16 protein-coding genes are annotated in these 20,963 nt (G+C 61.7%); 4 read left to right on the top strand and 12 right to left on the bottom strand.

Features of this window, described 5'->3' with window-relative positions; all coding sequences use genetic code 11:
* Positions 1-194 precede the first annotated feature (194 nt).
* On the top strand, positions 195-419 hold the full coding sequence (locus ABSE61_RS05945; protein ID WP_423870154.1) for a hypothetical protein: 225 nt from the start codon (positions 195-197) through the stop codon (positions 417-419).
* Between the two features lie 53 nt (positions 420-472).
* Here ABSE61_RS05945 and ABSE61_RS05940 read toward each other — a convergent pair whose 3' ends face one another.
* The 11 genes from ABSE61_RS05940 to ABSE61_RS05890 all read right to left on the bottom strand — a co-directional run bounded on the left by ABSE61_RS05940 (position 473) and on the right by ABSE61_RS05890 (position 16,613).
* Positions 473-2,356, bottom strand: coding sequence for a CHASE2 domain-containing protein (locus ABSE61_RS05940; RefSeq protein ID WP_423870153.1), 1,884 nt, complete (start codon positions 2,354-2,356; stop codon positions 473-475).
* A gap of 6 nt (positions 2,357-2,362) precedes the next feature.
* A complete protein-coding gene (locus tag ABSE61_RS05935; RefSeq protein WP_423870152.1) occupies positions 2,363-2,881 on the bottom strand; it encodes a FecR domain-containing protein in 519 nt (172 codons plus the stop codon).
* A gap of 127 nt (positions 2,882-3,008) precedes the next feature.
* A complete protein-coding gene (locus ABSE61_RS05930) occupies positions 3,009-3,443 on the bottom strand; it encodes an acyl-CoA thioesterase (protein ID WP_423870151.1) in 435 nt (144 codons plus the stop codon).
* Positions 3,444-3,476: 33 nt separating this feature from the next.
* Positions 3,477-5,573, bottom strand: coding sequence for a 3-hydroxyacyl-CoA dehydrogenase NAD-binding domain-containing protein (locus ABSE61_RS05925; protein ID WP_423870150.1), 2,097 nt, complete (start codon positions 5,571-5,573; stop codon positions 3,477-3,479).
* A gap of 10 nt (positions 5,574-5,583) precedes the next feature.
* Positions 5,584-6,867 (bottom strand): acetyl-CoA C-acetyltransferase, encoded by a 1,284-nt coding sequence (locus tag ABSE61_RS05920; protein WP_423870149.1) that lies wholly within the window; start codon positions 6,865-6,867, stop codon positions 5,584-5,586.
* Positions 6,867-9,137, bottom strand: coding sequence for an acyl-CoA dehydrogenase (locus tag ABSE61_RS05915; RefSeq protein ID WP_423870148.1), 2,271 nt, complete (start codon positions 9,135-9,137; stop codon positions 6,867-6,869). The genes ABSE61_RS05920 and ABSE61_RS05915 overlap by 1 nt, the downstream gene beginning before the upstream one ends.
* A gap of 203 nt (positions 9,138-9,340) precedes the next feature.
* Positions 9,341-9,964: a flavin reductase family protein gene (locus ABSE61_RS05910; protein WP_423870147.1), complete on the bottom strand. Its 624-nt coding sequence runs from the start codon at positions 9,962-9,964 to the stop codon at positions 9,341-9,343.
* Between the two features lie 124 nt (positions 9,965-10,088).
* Positions 10,089-10,703 (bottom strand): TetR/AcrR family transcriptional regulator, encoded by a 615-nt coding sequence (locus tag ABSE61_RS05905; RefSeq protein ID WP_423870146.1) that lies wholly within the window; start codon positions 10,701-10,703, stop codon positions 10,089-10,091.
* A gap of 32 nt (positions 10,704-10,735) precedes the next feature.
* Positions 10,736-13,873 (bottom strand): efflux RND transporter permease subunit, encoded by a 3,138-nt coding sequence (locus ABSE61_RS05900; protein ID WP_423870145.1) that lies wholly within the window; start codon positions 13,871-13,873, stop codon positions 10,736-10,738.
* Between the two features lie 148 nt (positions 13,874-14,021).
* Positions 14,022-15,128, bottom strand: coding sequence for an efflux RND transporter periplasmic adaptor subunit (locus ABSE61_RS05895; protein WP_423870144.1), 1,107 nt, complete (start codon positions 15,126-15,128; stop codon positions 14,022-14,024).
* A 153-nt stretch (positions 15,129-15,281) separates the two neighbouring features.
* On the bottom strand, positions 15,282-16,613 hold the full coding sequence (locus ABSE61_RS05890; protein ID WP_423870143.1) for an MFS transporter: 1,332 nt from the start codon (positions 16,611-16,613) through the stop codon (positions 15,282-15,284).
* Between the two features lie 478 nt (positions 16,614-17,091).
* Between ABSE61_RS05890 and ABSE61_RS05885 the strand changes: the two genes are divergently transcribed.
* From ABSE61_RS05885 to ABSE61_RS05875, 3 genes are read left to right on the top strand one after another with little or no spacing between them, the layout of a single operon-like run.
* The gene (locus tag ABSE61_RS05885; RefSeq protein WP_423870142.1) at positions 17,092-17,790 is read left to right on the top strand and encodes a response regulator transcription factor; all 699 of its coding nucleotides are present in this window, start codon (positions 17,092-17,094) and stop codon (positions 17,788-17,790) included.
* Entirely contained in the window at positions 17,790-19,403 is a 1,614-nt protein-coding gene (locus ABSE61_RS05880) for a sensor histidine kinase (protein WP_423870141.1), read from the top strand. The genes ABSE61_RS05885 and ABSE61_RS05880 overlap by 1 nt, the downstream gene beginning before the upstream one ends.
* The gene (locus tag ABSE61_RS05875) at positions 19,400-19,810 is read left to right on the top strand and encodes a ribosomal maturation YjgA family protein (protein ID WP_423870140.1); all 411 of its coding nucleotides are present in this window, start codon (positions 19,400-19,402) and stop codon (positions 19,808-19,810) included. Before ABSE61_RS05880 ends, ABSE61_RS05875 begins: the two co-directional genes overlap by 4 nt.
* On the opposite strand, the gene ABSE61_RS05870 is transcribed toward ABSE61_RS05875, so the two are convergent.
* The gene (locus ABSE61_RS05870; protein WP_423870139.1) at positions 19,795-20,958 is read right to left on the bottom strand and encodes a winged helix-turn-helix domain-containing protein; all 1,164 of its coding nucleotides are present in this window, start codon (positions 20,956-20,958) and stop codon (positions 19,795-19,797) included. The genes ABSE61_RS05875 and ABSE61_RS05870 overlap by 16 nt on opposite strands.
* Positions 20,959-20,963 lie beyond the last annotated feature (5 nt).

Here is a 20,963-nt window from a genome sequence, read left to right as displayed (position 1 = left end):
GATTTCGAAGCGACAATCGCCAGCGCAGTCGCATGGGCGTTCGTCGCCCACATCCGAACCCTCACGCGGCGCCTCGCAAGAGCTTGAAATCAAATGAAATCATTATGAGTCGGACACTAAGGGAATGTTCGCCCCGTTGCGGGGTAACACTATCAAGCCCTCGAACGGTCTTTCCGCCAAAACGGGAGAAGTGCATGAATAAATCTGCCATCCGGCTCTTGATGATTGCCATGTTCGCGATGGCGTCGGCCGCAGTTCCCGTGACGACGCCGGCAAAGGCCGCAACGGACGGCAGCACGGCCATGAAAAAGAAACACAAAAAGACGAGTCCGGCGGGGACCGAGGCGCAAACGCCCAAGACGTCTTCCCAGTATCCGCCGAATATGAACGACGATCCTTCGCGGAAAATCAGTTACTAAGCCTCACATCGGCGGTTCGCGCCGGGCTTGCCGGACCGGGAGTCGAGCACCGTTTAAATCTGGTGCTGCGGGATGCCGCTTGAACTGCGCCATAACCAGATCATCTGCGAGCCCGAACGTCCCCGAATCCGGGATTCCTCGGGCCCGTTCAGCCTCCCCGAATTGAGCAGCGCGCAGTCCGGTCCCGCGGCGTGGAGCAGTTCGTCGCTCGCGGCAAGTTCCGCGCCGTGGCTAGCCGCCACTTCCATCAGCCGGCTCGCGACGTTGACGGTGTCACCGGTCGCCGTGATGTGATGATAGCTCCCGCCGCCGAGCCGCGAGGCGATAATGACGCCGAAGTGTGCACCGACCTTGAATCCAAGTTTCGACGGAGTCGTGGTCCGCCGCGAGGCCAACCATCGCCCGACACTGTCGCAAAGCCTGATCGCGCATTCTGCGGCTCTCGCGGCATCGTCCGTCGCGGCTGCCGGCAAGCCGAACAGAATCATCGCGCCATCACCCAGAAAACTCGTGATCATCCCGCTGCAAGCGACCGCTTCTTTGTCGACGAGAGCGTGAAACTCTTTCAACAAATCGCGTGTCTCATCCGGCCCAAGCCGTTCGCTCAGGGAGGTGAAACCGGACAGGTCGATAAAGACGACCGCCGCATTCTGGCGGACCGGTTCGGCGAGAAAGTCCGGATCGCGAGCCAGCCATTTCTGTATCGCGGGCGCCTGAAATCGTTCGAGCAACTCGTTCCTGGCGGCAAAGTATTGTGCCTGCTGCCGGTCCGACCACAGCTGCAATGATCCGAAAAAAACGACTGGCACGGCGGCGGCAGCGACCGGCACCGCCGCACCCATGACCACTCCGTACGAAAATGCCAGGAAGTTCGTCGCCGCCCAGACCAGAACGACGGCAGCGGCGACAAGGAGCCCCCCGGCATTTCGCCGCCACGCGAGAAGACCAACAAGAATTGCGGGCAACAAGACGGCAACGACGCCGTCGGCAATGCGAACAGATTCGTCCCGCAACGGACCATCCCCCGCCACGAGGTGATTGATGGCCGTCGAAATGACTTCCACTCCCGGCAACAGCCGATCGAAGGGCGTGGAAAAAAAGTCGCCGCCGCCGCTGACGGTCGCGCCGAGAACAACAATCCGGTTTCGGATATCGTCGGGCGATATGTCGCCGGCGAGCACTGAGGCAGCACTTCTCGTCCGGATCGTCCCTCGTGGGCCGTAGAACGCAATTGGCAGGGCATGATCGACGTCGGTTGGCACCGACCGCTGACCCAGCGTCAAACGATCTGGCTCGATCGCGACATCCTTTCCGACGGCCAGCGCGGCAACGCGGAGCGGAAATGACAGTTCGACCCTGTCACCGGTACGAAACAATACCGGAATGGAACGAGGCGTACCGCTTTGATCCGTCGCCACGTTGACGATGCCAATGCTGGCGTGATCGGTAAACCGCTTCAGAGGCAACAAGAACCTCTCGGCGATCGGGAGCCCGGCGAGCGGCCCGTTGTCATTCTCTGAAGCAATCGCCTGGCTGGCTTCCGCGAAAATCGCGGCGGCGCCAATCACAGTCGGGCGCGCCTGAAGCGACTTTGCAAGAGCCTCATCGGCATCGGGAGCGCCGTTGTCGATCAAGAGGAGATCGATGGCGATGACCTTCGGCTCCAGCTTCCCGATCACATCGACGATCTTTGCAAGATCGATCCGGGGAAGCGGGTAAGCGCCACGCTGCCTCACCACGGCATCGTCAATTGCCACAATGGTCACGAGATCCGGGGGCACTTTTTTGCCGCGGGCGAGCGTCCTGATATCGATCGTTGCGGATTCGATGCGATCAAGAAACCGCAAGCCGCCTCGGTTATGCTCGAAATAGACGCCGAATCCCCAGATCGCTGCCTGAGCGACGGCAATTGAAGTCAGGATATGGCGGCGTAGCATCAGCGCTTATTGGCCGAGACGAGCCAGCAAGGCGGACACACGCGCGGGAGCCCAGCGCTTCACCGTCAGAGGAGCGCCCGGTTCGACGTCCACTCCTTCGCCAGGCCCCAAAGTTACGCCGCGACCGCCGGTCCGCCGTCCAACGCCGACCCGCCCGTTGATGACGAAGACGGAGGTCTTGTCTCCGGCAGCATCGACGGCCCACTTGGTGCCGCGAACCGCCGCGATCGCCTGCGGCGTAACGACCTGAAATTTGTTTCCACCGGGTTTCGGCGCGACCTCGATTAACAATGCCTTACCGCCAAGTTCAACCGCATCGACGCGGCCTTTGCTGCCGCTCTGCAGGGTATATCGGGCGCCGTCCTCAGCGATAATCGTAATCCCCGCCTCGCAACGCAACGTTTGCGTCATACCCGGCGAGTTTTCGGTAACGCAGCCCTGATTAGCGGGCTGGGCGGCAGCGATTTCAATTGAGCTTAGGGTGCATGCGAGCAGAACAAATCCCGCCTTAAATAAGCCTTGCATGACAATTCCTCCCGACTCCAATTTTACGCAGCAAGAGGCCGCATGGCCTATTCTGCCACGTTGTCATGCAGAGGGGTGAAGGAAAGAGGCGGTGCGGGATGCGGCGGAGAAGCGCAGAAAACGGAGCCTACGCCGGGATTGGCGGCTCTCCGTGCTGAACGGTTTGCGGATGACCGTCATCGTCGATCGATACATAGGTGAAATTGCCGTCGGTCACCAGGATCGACTGCGATTCCTTGCGACGAAGAACCCAAGCCTCGAGGTGCACCGTGATCGACGTCTTGCCGATCTTGACGAGATTAGCGTGCACGGAAACCAGATCGCCGACATAGACGGGTTTGCGAAAATTCATCGCTTCGATCGCGACCGTCACGGTGCGTGATTTCGCGAGCTTGGAGGCAAACACGCCGCCACCGAGGTCCATCTGGCTGAGCAACCAGCCGCCAAAAATATCGCCGTTCTGGTTGGTGTCGGCCGGCATCGCCAGCGTGCGGATACATAGGTCTCCGCACGGCTCGGTTTCAGTGACGGGCGGGGCGTGGACGGCTTGCGTGTCGGTCATGTCAGAAAAGGCTCACCTGAAGCGAATTTAAGGTTACTTGAAACTAGCCCAGCCGGCATCCGGAGTGAACCGACCGCCGAACTTTGTAGCCAACTGGCGCAGGGTTGTCGCCACGTTGTCGGCGCCCCGCGTTCGCGCGTAATTCAACGGACCGCCGCGGAACGGAGCATAACCGGTCCCAAAAATCATCGCACCATCGACCATGTCGGGATCATCGACAATGCCCTCGCGCAAACAGGCGAGGCAAACATTCGACATCGGCAGGATCAGCCGGTCGATCATTTCCGCATCGGGCTCGGCCGCGTTGGACGACGCGCGCGCCTTGTCGGCCTTGCCGTCCTTCCAGACATAGAACCCCTTCCCGGTCTTGCGGCCGAGTTCGCCCTTGGTGACCTTGTCGCGCAGCCAGGCCGGCGTCGGCGGCAACAGGTCGCCGAATTTCGAGCGCAACATGTCGCCGACCGCGAGGCAAATATCGAGGCCGACCTGATCGGCGAGTTCGATCGGTCCCATCGGCATGCCGAATTTTTCGGCCGCCGCATCGATGGTGACCTTATCGACTTTCTCGTCGAGCATCACCATGGCTTCCAGCATGTAGGGCGTCAGCGCACGGTTGACGACAAAGCCCGGCGAGCTCTTGACCGGCAGCGGCAACCGGTCGATCGCGCCGACAAAAGCCAGCGCCTCCTTCAGGAGCTGCGCGTCGGTGCCATCGTGGCTGACGACCTCGACCAGTTGCAGGCGCGAAACCGGATTGAAAAAATGCAGACCAAGCAGGCGCTCGGGTTTTGCCAGCGTCGTGCGCAAATCCTGCAGCGGAATGCTCGAGGTGTTGGTCGCAAGGATCGCGCCGGCCTTGATGCGCGGTTCGAGGCCGGCATAGACCTTCTGCTTCAATTCCAGCTTCTCGGGCACGGCCTCGATGATCAGATCGGCGGTGCGGACGCCTTCACCATCGAGATCGGGAACCAGCCGATCGAGCGCATCGCGCACGTCAGTTCGCTTGCGGATGATCTTGCCGAACAGATCAGCGGCGCGCTTCACGGCGCCCGCAATCGGCTCGGGCTTCATGTCCGCCAATGTGGCTTTAAGACCCTGATTGGCGCACCAGGCGGCGATGTCACCGCCCATGGCGCCGGCACCGATGACATGCACATGCGCGATCTTGTTTCCGGACCCGGCGACCTTCTTCATCTGGTTGCGCAGGAAGAAAACCCGGATCAGGTTTTGCGCCGTCGGCGTCACCATCAGCCGCGCGAACGAGCTCTTTTCGGCGGCAAGCATCGCGGCCTTGTCGCCGCCGTGCTTTTCCCAGAGATCGATCAGGCCGTATGGCGCCGGATAATGCTCCGCGGGAGCTGCCTTCGAAGCCTCGTTGCGCATGCGTGAGGCGAGAAACCCGCGCACCGGACCGGCGTTCAGGAGTTTATTGAGAAAGCCGGGTCTGGAACGCCTGAGCCTGCCGGATACTGCATCTTTCACGGCATTACGGACATGACGTTCTTCCGTTACCGCATCGACCAGACCAAGCGACTTGGCCCTGCGCGCGTCGATGGTCTTGCCGGTGAGCATCAACGTCATCGCCTGCATCGGATTGACAAGCTCGGTGAACCGCGCGGTACCGCCAAGGCCTGGATGCAGTCCCAGCATCACCTCGGGGAAACCGAAGCGTGCACCGTCGATCGCAATACGCATCTGACAGGCCAACGCGACTTCCAGCCCGCCGCCAAGGCAAAAGCCGTGGATCACCGCAACGGTTGGGAATTTCACGGCTTCCAGCCGGTCGATCACCGCATGCGCGCGTGCGATCTGTACCTCGACCGCGGCCGGATCGGTTGCGCCGCGGAACTCGTTGACGTCGGCGCCGGCAATGAAGCCGCTAGCTTTCGCCGAGCGGATGACAAGCCCGGTCGGCCGCTCGCTTTCGAGGCCCGCCAATACCGTATCGAACTCCGCCAGCACGTCGGCCGACAGCGTGTTGGCGCTGGCGCCCTCGCGATCGAAAAGAAGCCAGGCGACGCCATCGGCATCACGCGTCAATTTGAAATGGCGATAAGGCCCGCTTGCAGCGGGCTTCGGCCCGAGTTCCAGCACGCGGTCAGCGAGCACGTCAAGGATATGGCTTTCCATGGCGCGTTCCCTATACCGTTTCGATCAGCATGGCGCCGCCGAGCCCGCCGCCGATACATTCGGTGGCGATGCCGCGTTTGGTGCCGAGCCGTTTCATCGCATTGACGAGGTGCAGAACGATGCGGTTGCCGCTGCAGCCGACGGGATGACCGAGGCTGATGGCGCCGCCGTCGACGTTGAGCCGGGCGCGATCGATCTGCCCCGCGGCCCCGTCGAGGCCTAATATCTCGCGGCAGAACTTCTCGTCGTTCCAGGCCGCAAGACATCCCAACACTTGGGTGGCGAACGCCTCGTTCAATTCCCAGGTCTCGATGTCGCCAAGCGACAGCTTGTGGCGCTTCAATAACTCGGTCGCCGACATCACCGGGCCGAGCCCCATGATCGAGGGATCGAGTGCCGCCCACTGGCTGTCGACGATTACGGCTTTCGGGGTGAGACCGTGTTTCGTGACAGCCTCTTCGGAAGCCAGAATGACCCAGGATGCACCATCGGTGATCTGCGAGGAATTACCGGCGGTGACCTGGCCCCACGGCCGTTCGAACACCGGCTTGAGGCCGGCCAATTTATCCGTCGAGGAATCCGGCCGCACGCCGTCATCGTGATCGTAAAACCTTCCATCGCGCGCAAACGCGGTCTCGACCTCGCCCTTCAGGAAGCCATTCGCCTGCGCATTGGCCAGCCGCTTGTGGCTTTCAACGGCATAGGCGTCCGACTGTTCGCGCGTAATGCCGAAGAGATGGCCGACGACTTCGGCGGTCTGGCCCATATTGAGCTCGGTGATCGGATCGGTCAGACCGCGCTCAAGGCCGATGATCGGCTTGAAGTAGGCCGGGCGCGCTTTCGCGATCGCCGCGAGCTTCGCCAGAATGCCCTTGGCGGTCGCAAGGCCTGCAAACCAGCGTACGCCCTGCTGCGGCCACACCAGCGGCGCGTAACTCAGGGCTTCGGCGCCGCCGGCCAAAATCAGGTCGCCGTTGCCCTCCTGGATATAGCGATAGGCGGTATCGATCGACTGCATGCCGCTGCCGCAGTTGATCTGCACGGTGAACGCGACCATCTTCTCGCCCATGCCGAGCCGCAGCGCCGCAACCCGCGCCGGGTTCATCTCATCGGCAATGACGTTGACGCAACCGAGGATGACCTGATCGAAGGCATCGGGCGCAAACGGCTGGCGCGCAAGCAGCGGCCGGCCGCACTGAACCGCGAGATCCACCGGCGTGAAAGGTCCGGGTCCGGTGCGCGCTTTCAGGAACGGCGTGCGGCTGCCGTCAACAATAAAGACAGGTCGCGCCATTAGCTTGCCGCCCTCTGCTCACCCAATTCCTGGAAGAAGGAGTGCACATCGGCCGGCTTCTTGTAGATCGGCGACAGCGCCTCGGGCGCAAAATCATCGACCTCGATCACTTTTGCGACGGCCTCATGCGCGGCCTTGAGCTGTTCGCCTTCGGCTTGTGTGATGACGCCGCGTTTCACGGCTTCCTGCCAATCATGCAGGTGCGCGGCCCGCATGCGCTTGGAAATCTCTTCCGCCGCTGTGACGAGAAGGAATGCCTTTTCGAGACGCGCCACGCCACGGTCGTCGTCGACATGCGACAGATCCGGCGTCAGCCGGTCGCGCGCCGCGGAAGGCTCCAGCACCAGTTGGGCGCATTCATGCACCACGCGATCGGAAGGCCCGAGCACGCGCGCCCCGAACGGCTGAACGACGAACTTCAGAATGACCGCAACAAACCGATTGGGCAGGTTCGCCAGGATTTCGGCGAAACGGTTCTCGATGGTGCGGAAGCCAGAGGCCATGCACCATTCGAGCGCGGCGAAGTCGGCCGTCTGGCGTCCCTCGTCCTGCCAACGCTTGAGCGCCGCCGAGAGCAGATAGAGCTCGGACAGGATATCGCCGAAACGGGCAGAGAGCATTTCCTTGCGCTTGAGCGCGCCGCCCAGCGTCAACAGTGCCATGTCGGCACAGAGCGCAAACGCTGTCGAATAGCGCGACAACTGTCGATAGAAGCCGGTCGCCTCCCCGGCATCGGGCGCCGGCGCAAACATCCCGCCGGTCCAGCTTCGGCCAAAGGCGCGGAACAGCGTGACGACGCTGTGCCCGACATGTTTCCAGAACGCATCGTCAAACGCATCCAGGCCCTTGGCGCGGTCTGCTTCGCCGAGCGCATTCATTTCCAGCAAAAGATAAGGATGGGCCCGGATCGCGCCCTGCCCGAACACGATCAGGTTGCGGGTGAGGATATTGGCGCCCTCGACCGTAATGCCGACCGGGACCGAGCGATAAAGGCTGCCGAGGTAGTTCTGCGGCCCGTCGATCACGGCCTTGCCGCCGTGGATATCCATGGCGTCGTCGATCGCAATCCGCATGCGCTCGGTGGCTTGCAGCTTCATGATGCCGGAAATCACCGCCGGATGGCGGCCTTCGTTGAGCGCCGCGCAGGTCAGCCGGCGCGCCGCGTCGAGCAGATAAGCGGTGCCGGCGATGCGGGCGAGCGGCTCTTCGATGCCTTCGAACTTGCCGATCGAAATGCCGAACTGCTCGCGGATGCGCGCGTAGGCGCCGGTGGTGCGCGCCGCATAGGCCGCACCCGCCGCCGATAGCGAGGGCAACGAGATGCCGCGGCCGGCGGCAAGCGCCGTCATCAGCATTTTCCAGCCCTGGCCGAGACGCTCCTGTCCGCCGATGATGTAGTCCATCGGGATAAAGACGTCCTTGCCCCAGTTCGGGCCGTTCTGGAACACCTGCATCGCCGGCAAATGGCGATGACCGATCGAGACGCCCTGCAAATCGGTCGGGATCAGCGCGACGGTGATGCCGAGGTCGTCTTCCGTGCCGACGAGATGGTCGGGGTCGTAGGCCTTGAACGCCAGCCCCAGCAGGGTCGCAACCGGGCCGAGCGTGATGTAGCGCTTGTGCCAGTTGAGACGAAGGCCGAGCACTTCCCTGCCTTCGAACGTGCCTTTGCAGATCACGCCCGAGTCGATCATCGAGGCGGCATCGGAGCCGGCCTCCGGGCTCGTCAAACCGAAACAGGGAATGTCGCGGCCATCGGCCAGCCGCGGCAGCCAGCGCTCCTGCTGCTCCTTGGTGCCGAAGCGCATCAGGAGTTCACCGGGCCCGAGCGAGTTCGGCACCATGACGGTGACGGCCGCCGTCAGCGAGCGCGACGACAGCTTGCGCACCACTTCCGAATGCGCGTAGGGCGAAAAGCCTAAGCCCCCGCGCTCTTTCGGAATGATCATTCCGAAGAATTTGTTGCGCTTGACGAAGTCCCACACCTCGGGCGGCAGGTCGCGCCATTCCCAGTTGATCTTCCAGTCGTCGAGCATGGCGCAGAGTTCGTCGACCGGACCGTGGAGGAAAGCCTTCTCCTCCGCCGTCAGTTCGGCCGGCGCCTGCTTGAGCAGCTTCGACCAGTCCGGATTGCCGGTAAAGAGATCGGCATCCCACCAGACGTCGCCGGCCTCCAGCGCCTCGCGCTCGGTGTCGGACATCGACGGCAACACGCCACGTGCCCAGGAGAAGATCGGCTTGGTGATGAAATCGCGGCGGAAGGAGCTCATGGCGATGTCCTTATATGTGGCGGCGCGATGGGGCAGCTCGGAGAGCTGGCTACGTCAGAACTAGGACGCTTACCCGGAATGCGTCAGAATTTGGTTGATACACCGCATTGAAAATATGACGAAATTGACGCGTCACCACCGGCCTGGATAAACGGCGTACGGCTCGGACGGTTCCGTAATATCATCAGTAACTTAAGGGGGTGCTAATCCGGCCGCGGCATCTCGAACATGGCGTCCTGGCGAATTTCGAAATAATCGCCCCGGCGGCCGGCACGCACGATCGGGCGGGCGAGCGCGGTCTGATAGACGCCGTCCCGGATCATCGCCTTGTCGATATGGACGGCAACGACCTCGCCCAGCGTCAGCCAGGCGTCGACCTTTTTGCCGTCGGCCCTTTGCAGCTGAACGATCTGGGTGAGTTTGCATTCGAACGAAACCGGGCTTTCGGCCACGCGCGGCACGTTGACGAGTTTGGACGGCGCAGGCGTCAGACCCGCGATCGAAAATTCGTCGACCTCGCGGGCGACATGCGCGGCGGTGGCGTTCATCTGCTTCGCCAGATCCATGGTCGCCAGATTCCAGACGAACTCACCGGTTTCCTGGATATTGGCCAAACTGTCTTTCCTCGAGGTCGAGGAAAACCCGATGATCGGCGGCACGTAGCAGAAGCCGTTGAAGAAACTGTAGGGCGCCAGATTGACGTTGCCCTTGGCGTCGCGTGACGAAATCCAGCCGATCGGGCGCGGCGCGATGATGGCGTTGAACGGATCGTGCTTGAGACCGTGGCCGCTCTTCGGCTCGTAATAGTGCAAGTCTTTTTCTGTCACGCTGCGATGTTCCCAAGAGACGTTGTCATTCCCGGCTCGATGCGGAGCCTGTCATCGGGCCGCGCTTGCGCGGACCCGTTGGCATCGCCCCGGAATGACGTATATAGGCTAAATCCGCGAATGACTATTTCTGCCTGCGGGTTGCAAGTCCGGCCAACATGAAATCGATCATCTGATCAATCTCCGCGTGAGGCTTTCCGGGCTTGTTCATCGCCTGGGCAATCATCTGCGGATGGAAGTAGCCAAGCATGGCCTGGCAGGTGCACATGGCCGCCAGCGGCACATCCGTCACATCGAATTCGCCGGAGGCGGCACCTTGCGCGATCACGCCGCCGATGGCCTCGACGATGGTCTGCATATGCGCAACGCAGACTTCCCAGCTTTCTTCCATCGCGATCTCAACCATCTCATGCAGCTTGGAATCGCCGACATAGCGTTCCGAGTTCATGCGATGGATCGTGGTCAGCAATTCGCGCAAACGGGGCGTGGCGGGGCCCGGCTTGGCGAGAATCGCATTGGCCACCACCTCGACCTCGCCCATCAAGACGCGGGCGACGCCTTCGTGGATCGCCTTCTTCGAGTCGAAGAAGCGATACACGTTGGCCGGGCTCATATGCAACGCCTTGGCGATGTCGCCGACGGTCGTCTTCTGATAGCCGAGCTCGCGGAACAGCCGCTCTGCAACCACAAGGATGCGTTCGCGGGTGTCGGTTTCGGTATGTTCAGCGATCAGAGTCATGTCGTGCTCAAGTCCTGGCTTTAAATGTTCAATTATTCGGCCGCTTGGGCAAGCGGAATTGCAGCTTGTGCTCCATCTTGATGCTGCGGCGCAAGGCCGGCCTGTTGCGGACCGCGTTCCTCAAGGCTCTTGCGGAACCAAAGCGCATAGAGACCCGGCAGGTACAGCAAGGTCAGGAACGTTGCAACAAACAGACCCCCCATGATGGTGATCGCCATCGGTCCCCAGAAGGCTGAGCGCGATAGCGGGATCATCGCCAGAATAGCCGCAAGCGCCGTCAGCACCACGGGCCGGGCTCGCCGGACGGTGGCTTCCACGATGGCTTCGCGGCGGGTCAGGCCATGGGCCACGTCGGTCTCGATCTGATCGACCAGGATCACGGCGTTGCGCATGATCATGCCGGCCAGCGCGATCAGGCCCAGCAGCGCCACAAAGCCGAAGGGCTGGTTGGCGATGTTGAGCCCCAACGAGGCGCCGACGATGCCAAGCGGCGCGGTTAGAAACACCAACAACAGCCGCGAAAAGCTCTGCAATTGGATCATCAGAAGCGTCAGCATCACGATGACCATCAGCGGAAACAACACGAAGATCGACGCATTGCCCTTGGCCGATTCCTCGAACGCGCCGCCCGGCTCGATCCGGTAGGCCGGCTCGAGATGATCGCGGATATCCTGGAGCTTCGGCCAGATCTGGTTGGTCACGTCGGGCGCCTGAACGCCGTCGGCGACGTCGCCCCGCACCGTGATCGCCATGTCGCGGTTGCGCCGCCAAATGATCGGCTCCTCATGAGCGTATTCGATCTTGGCGATCTGCGCGAGCGGCACCGCCACTCCGTTGCGCGAGGTCACGGTCAAGTCTCCGACACGGCCGAGATCGAGCCGTTCGGAGGGCACGGCGCGCGCCACCACTTCGACCTTCTCGATGCCATCACGTACCGTCGTCACCGGAGCACCTGAAATCAGCATCGCGAGTGCCTGCGAGACATCCTGAGGCGTCAGGCCCAGTGCGCGGGCGCGGTCCTGATCGACGACGAGCTTCAGGTAGGGCGACTGCTCATTCCAATCGAGCTGCGGATCCCTGATGTTCTCATTCTGCTTCACGACGTCGCGCACCTGATAGGCAATATCACGAACGACCTTTGGATCCGGCCCGATCACGCGAAACTGAACCGGGAATCCGACCGGCGGCCCGAAATTGAAGCGATCGACGCGCACCCGCGCTTCCGACAAATCGCCCTCATCGACCGCTTTTTCGATTCTCGCCTTGATCCGCTCGCGCGCCTCGACGTTCTTGGCGACGATCACGATCTCGGCAAAAGCCTCGTTCGGCAGTTGCGGATTGAGCCCGAGCCAGAAGCGCGGCGAGCCCTGGCCGACATAGGAGGTGTAGGTCGCGATATCAGGATCGCCCTTGAGCAGGCCTTCCGCCTTCTTCACGGATTTTTCCGTGACGTTGAAGGCCGTTCCTTCCGGAAGCCGCAACTGAAGGAACAGTTCAGGGCGCTCCGATAGCGGGAAGAATTGCTGCTGAACGTGACCGAAAGCAACAATCGAGACCGCGAAGACGCCAACGGTCGCGAGCACGGTTTTGACGCGGTGATTGACGCACCACTGGATGACGGCGCGCAAGCCGCGATACATGTGGGTCTCGTAGACCGCATGCGGATCGTGGTTGTGGCTCACCGTGATGTTCGGCAACAGCTTGACGCCGATATAGGGCGTGAAAATCACGGCGACGAACCAGGACGCCACGAGCGCGATCGCCACGATCCAGAAAATGCCGCCGGCATATTCGCCGACCGCCGAATTGGCAAAGCCGATCGGCAGGAAGCCGGCCGCGGTAACCAGCGTTCCCGTCAGCATCGGAAAGGCGGTGGATTCCCAGGCAAAGGATGCCGCGCGAACACGATCCCAACCCTGCTCCATCTTCACGACCATCATCTCGACCGCGATGATGGCGTCGTCGACCAGAAGGCCGAGCGCGATGATCAACGCGCCGAGCGTGATCCGGTGCAGGTCGAGCGACATCGCGTCCATCACGATGAAAACGATCGCCAGCACCAGCGGCACGGAGAGCGCAACCACGATGCCGGTGCGCCATCCCAGCGCGAGGAAGCTTACGAACAGCACGATCGCGAGTGCCTCGATGAAGGAATGCACAAACTCGCTGACCGCGTGCTCGACCACTTCCGGCTGATCGGCGATGCGATCGACATTGATGCCTTGCGGCACCGCCTTCATGAATTCATCCGTGGCAGCCGCGACATCCTTGCCGAGCTCGATGATGTTGGCGCCCTTGGCGGTCACCACGCCGATGCCGATGGCGGGCTTGCCTTCCTCGCGCACCACAAAGCTCGGCGGGTCGACAAAGCCATGGCTGACCGTTGCGATATCGCCGAGACGAAACACGCGGCCGTTACTCTCGACCGGCGTTTCCGCCACCGCCTTGACACCGTCGAGCGCGCCGGTGACGCGGAGCGGCACGCGCTGCGCCGAGGTTTCGACTGTTCCGGCCGGCACGACATTGTTCTGCTTGGCGAGAGAATCGAACAGCGCCTGCGGCGTGATGCCGAGCGTAGCGAGCTTGGCATGCGAGAACTCGACGAAAATCTTTTCATCCTGCGTGCCGTAGATATCGACCTTGGTCACGCCCGAAACCTTGAGAAGGCGCTGGCGCAGACCTTCGGTAGCCTTCTTCAGCTGTGCGTAGTCGGCGCCATCGCTGGTCATCATGTAGAGGATCGAATCCACGTCGGAGAATTCATCATTGACGACGGGGCCGAGCAGGCCCGACGGCAACTCTCCCTGCACGTCGACGAGCTTCTTGCGCAGCAGGTAAAACAGATACGGGACGTCCTTCGGCGGCGTCGAGTCGCGGAACGTGACCTGCATCGCGGTGAAGGCCGGCTTCGAATAAGTCTGCACCTTTTCGAAATACGGCAATTCCTGAAGCTTCTTCTCGATGGGGTCGGCGACCTGCGACTGCATTTCGGCGGCCGTCGCGCCCGGCCAGATCGCCGAGACGTTCACGACTTTCACAGTGAAGAAGGGATCCTCCGCCCGGCCAAGCTTCTGATAAGAGAAGAAACCGGCCACACCCAATGCGACGATCAAAAACAATACCAGCGCGGGATGGCTGACCGCCCAGGCCGACAGATTGAAGCGCTTCATATCAGTCTCCAATGCGAAAAACCCGTTTTCGTCATTCCGGGGCGATGCGAAGCATCGAGCCCGGAATCCATTCCACCATGTGCTCGAGCGGCGCCATGGATTCCGGGTTCGCTCGCTACAGCTCGCGCCCCGGAATGACAGTCAAAAATCAAAACGACAATGACGACACAACCCGGACCTTCTGGCTCGGATCGAGTTTCTGCACGCCGAGCACGACGATCTTGGCGCCTTCGTCGACTCCGCTGGAGATGACGACGCAATTGCTGTCGTAGGATTTGACCGCGACCGGCTTCAGCGAAATCGCACCCTTGTCGTCGACGACATAGAGCGAGGGGTCGCCGCCCTGGCTGTACAGCGACGACAACGGCAACCTTGCCACGCGTTCAGTTTGCGGATCGGCGAGCGTCAGCGTCGCGGTCATGCCTAGCGAGACGTCCTCGCCCGCCTCCGGCAGCGAAAATTTGGCGAGATAGGTTCGCGTGGCGGGATCGGCCGAAGGTGCGACCTCGCGCAGCTTTGCGGCATATTTCTTGTTCGGCCCGGACCACAGCGTCACGGTCGCGATCCCATCCTTGGCGCGGCCAACCAGCGTTTCGGGAATCGCGACGACAGCTTCCTTCTCGGCAAAGCGCGCGACGCGGATTGCAGTCTGGCCCGAGGCCACGACCTGTCCGGGATCGATCAGGGTTGAGGTGACCACGCCGCGGCTGTCGGCAACCAATGTGGCGTAGGACAATGAGTTGTTGGTCAGTTCGACCGAGCGCTCGGCGCGATTGAGCCGGGCCCGCGCCTCGTCGGCGGCGGCCTTGGCGGAATCGAGCTGCGCGTCGGTAGCCCAGCCCTTGGTGCGAAGGTCCTTGGCGCGCTGCTCGGCGGCGCCAGCCTGCGCCAGTACGCCGGTCGCGGCGCGCAGCTCGGCCTCGGCCTGCTCGGCCTGGAGCTTCAGGTCGACCTCATCGAGCGTGGCGAGCGGCTGGCCGACATCGACGCTCTCGCCGACTTCGACCAGCCGCTTCGCCACCTTCCCGGGAACGCGAAAGCCCATGTCGGTCTCGATCCGGGGCCTGATCGTGCCGACAAAGCTGCGCTCGGGGGATTGGGCTTCATAATGGACGGTGGCGACCAGAACCGGCCGCGATTCCGCAGGTTTCTCGGCGACCTTGTCGTTGCAGCCGGTCAGTGCGACCGCCATGGCTGCCAGTGAAATTCCAGCTAAGAGCCTGGAATAGCCTGAAAAAAACAAGCGAACCAACATCGGGACTCTCCTCTAGGCTCTTAGCCTCGTGAGGAGTGTCGAATATTGAATGACGAATGTCAATATTCGTCAGTAATCATGAAACCGTGAACGCGAGCCCGTTCGGGCAGAGACCCAAGATTGAGTTGACGCTTCGTAAACAGAGAAGCGGGCCTAGGCCACCTTTTCCGAACTGGCGAACTCGGCCTTGGATTCATGACCGCCGAGAAACACCAGGAGCCCGCCGATCAGGGGCAGCACCGCGAGCACGAGCAGCCCGGTCGAAGTGCTGCCGGTTGCCTCCTTGACCCAGCCGATCAAATACGGGCCGCCGAAGCCGGCGAGGTTGCCGATCGAATTGATCAGCGCGATCGCACCGGCCGCCGCCGTACCCGAAAGCCATGCGGTCGGCAGCGTCCAGAACGTGCCGAAGGTACAGAACACCCCGATCGCGGCGACCGTGAGCACCACCATGGTCATGGTTGGGTCACTGATGGTGCTGGAAGCGGCCAACGCGAGCGCCGTGAGCAACAGCGGCGCCCCGACATGCAGGATGCGCTCCCGCGAGGCATCTGAATGCCGCGCCCACAGGATCATCGCGATTGTGCCGAACAGGTACGGGATCGCGGTGACGAAGCCGGTCTGCGCATTCGTCAGGCCAAACGCCTTCACGATCTGCGGCAGCCAGAACTGCATGCCATAGAGCGCGCCGACAAAGCCGAAATAGGACAGGCTCAGCATGATGACTTTCGGCGACGACAAGGCCTCGCCAAGCGTCAGTTGTGTGGCGGCCTGCTTGGTAGCAGTCTCGGCGTTGAGTTTTGAGGCAAGCCACGCCTTTTGCTCAGCGGTCAACCAGTCGGCGCGCTCGGGCCTGTCGGTGAGATAGAACCAGGTGACGATGCCGAGCAGAACGGACGGCACCCCTTCGATAATGAACAGCCACTGCCATCCCTTCAGCCCCATCGCGCCGTCGAGCCCGAGGAGCAATCCCGATACCGGCGCGCCGATCACGGTGGAAACGGGAACGGCGATGGCGAAGGCGGCAAGAAAGCGTGCGCGGTATTCGGCCGGGTACCAATAGGTCAGATAGAGGATGATGCCGGGAAAAAATCCGGCTTCGGCAACACCGAGCAGGAAGCGAAGGATGTAAAAGCTCAACTCGCCGCTGACCAGCGACATCAGCGCCGAGATGATGCCCCACGTCACCATGATGCGAGCGATCCAGCGGCTGGCGCCGAATTTCTCCAGCGCCAGATTGCTCGGCACCTCGAAAATGAAATAGCCGATGAAGAAAATGCCGGCGCCCCACGCAAAGATCGTGGGCGAGAATTTCAGCTCGGCGTTCATGGTCAGCGCGGCGAAGCCGAGGTTGACGCGGTCGAGGTAGGAAAAGAAATAGGCCAGCACCAGAAACGGAATCAGCCGCCACGAGATCGTGCGGATCGTGGACGTTTCCAGTTCGCTTTTCGCCGCGCCGGCTTCGGAAATGGTTGTGGTAGCCATGCGTTTTCCCCCGAAATTGTTCTTTTTTAAGCGGGCAAAGCCGTAACGCCTCATGGCATTGCGCGCAACCCCCGCCCGCGCGGATGAGGGTGGCAAAGCCGCTTTGCGCAAAATCTGCAAAGAAATCCGCAAATCCTCAACGCGCCAGACAAACAGCCTGCCAAGAGGATCGGCATCCTCTCGCGCATGGCAAAAATCATCCCCGTTTCATTCCGCCGGTCGCGCCTGCCCCGAACCCTGCTCCGTGACGGCTGGTGGCTGGACTCGCCTCCCTCCCGTCCCAGCGTCGTCGCCTTCCCGCGGCGCAGCGTTTCGAATCCTTCCAACGCCAAGAAGGCGAGCCACCTCACCCTCGTCCATTCCGGGAATATAGATCCGTCCTAACAATCGACAGGTAACGGCTTGGTAATTGGCCGAATACTTGACTACACCTCCCGAGACATCTTCCAATTGCGCCAGCACTAAAGGCTCATAAAACATGGCCTATTCCATTCTCGTCGTCGACGACGATCCTCATATCCGCGACGTCGTGCGCTTTGCGTTCGAAAAAAGCGGGATGAACATTTCGATCGCGACCGACGGCAGGGAGGCACTGCGTCAGTTCGACCGCAACCTCCATGACCTCATCGTCCTCGATGTCGGCATGCCCGAGATGGACGGCCTCGAAGTATGCCGGCAGATCAGAAAAGCCGCGGAGACCCCGATCCTGTTCCTGTCGGCGCGCGACGAAGAGATCGACCGCATCCTCGGCCTCGAGATCGGTGGCGACGACTACGTGACCAAGCCGTTCAGTCCACGCGAACTGGTCGCGCGGGTGAACGCGATCCTCCGGCGCACCCGCACCACGCCACAGCCTGCGGAATCCAATACTTTCAAGCATGGCGAACTCGCGATCGACGCAGATTCCCGAACGGCCAGTTTTGCGAACAAACCCGTTGCGCTGACCGCGCTTGAATTCTCAATCCTGCGTACGCTGGTAGCGCGGCCCGGCTTTGTGTTCACGCGCGAACTGATCCTGGATGCCGCCTACGCCGGCAACATCCATGTCGCCGACCGCACCATCGATAGCCATATCCGCAACATCCGCGCCAAGATGGCCGCGGCCGGCTGTGAATCCGCAATCGAAACCGTTCACGGGGTCGGCTTCAGACTCGGCCGTTGCGGGGCATCGCATTGATGATCCCCGGTCGATCGGCCGCGGCGGCGCCGGCAAAATGGCGGCCAAGCCTCAGCCTCGTGGTTTTTCTGGTTCTGGCGAGCGTGCTTCTGCTGCCGCTGTTCAGCCTGTATTTTCTCAAGGTCTATCAGAACCAGTTGATCCGGGAGACCGAGTCCGAATTGATCGCTCAAAGCGCGGCACTGGCTGCGGTGTTTCACCGCGAAGTCGAATCCGCAATTTCACGCGATGTCCCGCTCGGCGCGAAAGCTCCGCCCGCCGTGCAAGCGCCGACGGATGGCCCCTATCAGCCGATATGGCCGAAGCTTGAATTGGCCAATGAGAGCGTGCTGCCGCCGAGACCCGAAGCGCGTCCACCGGCGCTTAACCCCAACCCCGCCTTCGTCGCTCTCGGTGCGCGCATGACGCCGGACCTCGCCGCCACCCAGAACGTGACGCTCGCAGGCTTCCGGCTGCTCGATCCGAACGGCGTCGTCATTGCCGGCCGCGAGGAAGTCGGACTTTCGCTCGCGCATCTGGAAGAAGTCGCCGAGGCCCTGCAAGGGCGGTTTGCCGCGGTGCTGCGCGTGCGGATTTCGAAACACGATCAACCGGCGCTCTATTCCATCAGCCGGGGCACTGGAATCAGGATGTTCACGGCAATGCCGGTGATCGTGCGCGATCAGGTCGCCGGCGTCATCTATGCCTCGCGCACGCCGAGCAATGTCTTCAAGAACCTCTATGAGCAACGGACCAAGGCCGCGCTCGCCGTTCTCTTCATGATCGTTCCGACGCTTCTGATCGGATTTCTGTTTCACCGCACCATCACCGAGCCGATGCGCGAATTGGTCGAGCGGACCAACCAGATCGGCAAGGGCGACCGCGCCGCGCTTCGGCCCCTCAAACGGCACGGCACCGGCGAGTTCGCAACGCTGTCGCAAAGTTTCCTGGAGATGGCGCAACGGCTGGATATGCGCTCACACTTTATTTCGACATTTGCGACTCACGTTTCGCACGAACTGAAATCGCCGTTGACGTCAATCCAGGGTGCGGCGGAATTATTGCGCGACGACGTCGATGAGCCCGACATGGACGACGACGACCGCCGCAAATTCCTCGACAACATCATTGCGGACACCGACCGGCTGGCAAAAATTTCCGGCCGCCTGCGCGACCTGGCGCGCGCCGAAAATCCGGTCGCGGTCGGCGCCACCAGGCTGACAGATGCGGTCGCGATCCTACGCGCGTCTTTTGCCGCCCTCGATATCAGAGCAAGCGGCGATCTCGACATGCCAGTCCGCATGTCCGAGGAAAACGCCATGATCATTCTGTCCAATCTTGCCGACAACGCCACGCGCCACGGCAGTACGGCGTTTGATCTGTCAGCCGCGCGGCAAGGGACGCTGCTGGTTTTGACCGTTAGCGATAACGGCGAAGGCGTTTCGCCCAACAATCGGGCCAGGATATTCGACAGCTTCTTTACGACGCGGCGCGACAGCGGCGGCACAGGCATGGGCCTTGCCATCGTGCGCGCCGTGCTGGAGGCGCATGGCGGCACGATCCGCCTCGTGGATTCCGAGGCGGGCGCTGCTTTCGAAGTTACGATGCCGATCTCCGACAGCGCACTATCGTGACGATCATTGCTCGCACCGGCCTGTTGGTGACAATCATTGTCCTCGGACTTGCGCTGCGCCGCTTCGGACCCGGCCTCGGAATACCTGCTCCAATCGTGAAATATGGCGGCTCGATTCTTTGGGGCGCGATGGTGTTCTTCCTGGTGGCGATCGCACTGCCACGGTTTTCAAGATGGCCTACTGCTGCGATTTCCGCCGTGATCGCCGTCGGCGTCGAACTGTTCCGGCTTTTTCACACACCTTGGCTCGACGAGTTTCGCCTGACGCTTGCCGGCGCGCTGTTACTCGGCCGATTTTTTTCGGTGTGGAATATACTCGCCTATGGCGCGGGAATTCTGCTGGCCGTGGGACTCGACCGCTTAGGCGGATCGACGCTGGCAACAGAAACGCCTCACTCGCCGAGCTGAAAACGCTCGAAGCGGTGCAATTCCTCTTCGATTCCCCGCTTCAACTCCTTGCGCGGGCCCTTCACGGAGCTACCTACCCAATTCCATTTCTGTAAAAGCAATTTTTTCTTCTGGCGGTCGGTCTTGAGATCGAGCGCGGCGACGATCCCGTCGCCGACCAGAACCGGCAGGGCGAAATAGCCGAGGCGCCGCTTTTCCTTCGGCACATAGGCCTCGAAGAGATGCTCGTAGCCGAAGATCAGGCGCGTCCGCTTGCGCTGGATGATCAACGGATCGAACGGGGAAAGAATGTGCACGCGCACCGAGGCGTCGTTGTCTGTGGCCTCGAGCGTCTCGGGCCGCGCCCAATGCTCCTGTTTGCCCGCGCCTTCGAGCGCGACAGGAACGAGTTCCTTGCGGCGAACGCGCGCCTCGATCAATAGCCGGACTTGCTTCTTGCTCGGTGCATCGAGATGGCAGATCGAATCAAGGCTGACCACGCCCTGCGCGCGAAGGCCACGGTCGAGCAAATATCCGGTAATTTCGCGCGTTGAGGCGGCCTTCGGCAAAGCCTCCCACCCGAAATGCCGGTCCGTCAGCTCATACGTCTTGAGCATGCCGTTGCGCTCGGAGATCGTGACCCGGCCTTCGTAGAAGGCCAGTTGCAGCGCTCGCTTCGACGGCTTGCGGCTGGCCCAGGCGTGTACTTTCTCGACCAGTACGTCGTCCTCGATGTCGCGGATCGTCAGCGCGCCGTCTTTCCTCAGAAGCCGCATCACCTTGCGCAAATCGGCCGGCTTGACCTCGCCGAACCATCTGTGGCCTTCGCGCCGATGAAGCTTCATCGCGGGAATAAAAAACCGGAAATCCTTCGCCGGCACATAGGACAGCGCATGGGTCCAATATTCGAACACGCTTTTGTCGACGCTCTGGGCGTGGTGCAAGTCAGTGCGGCGGTAGGCCGGAATACGATTCCAGAGAATGTGATGGTGGCAGCGCTCGATCACATGAATGGTGTCGATCTGCACGTAGCCGAGATGCTCGATCGCATCGCGCGTCGCCGCTGGGCCCTCGCCGAACGGAGCTTCCAAATCGAGCCGCTGGGCGCGCAGCCAGATGGCCCTGGCCGCACGCGCCGTGATCGGGAAGGGTTGGTCGGTCCGCGGCATTCCAC

It is taken from the genome of Bradyrhizobium sp., from assembly GCF_049519115.1.
Classification (GTDB): domain Bacteria; phylum Pseudomonadota; class Alphaproteobacteria; order Rhizobiales; family Xanthobacteraceae; genus Bradyrhizobium.
The sequence above is the reverse complement of the archived record's forward strand: the minus strand, read 5'-3'. Positions and strand labels throughout refer to the sequence as shown.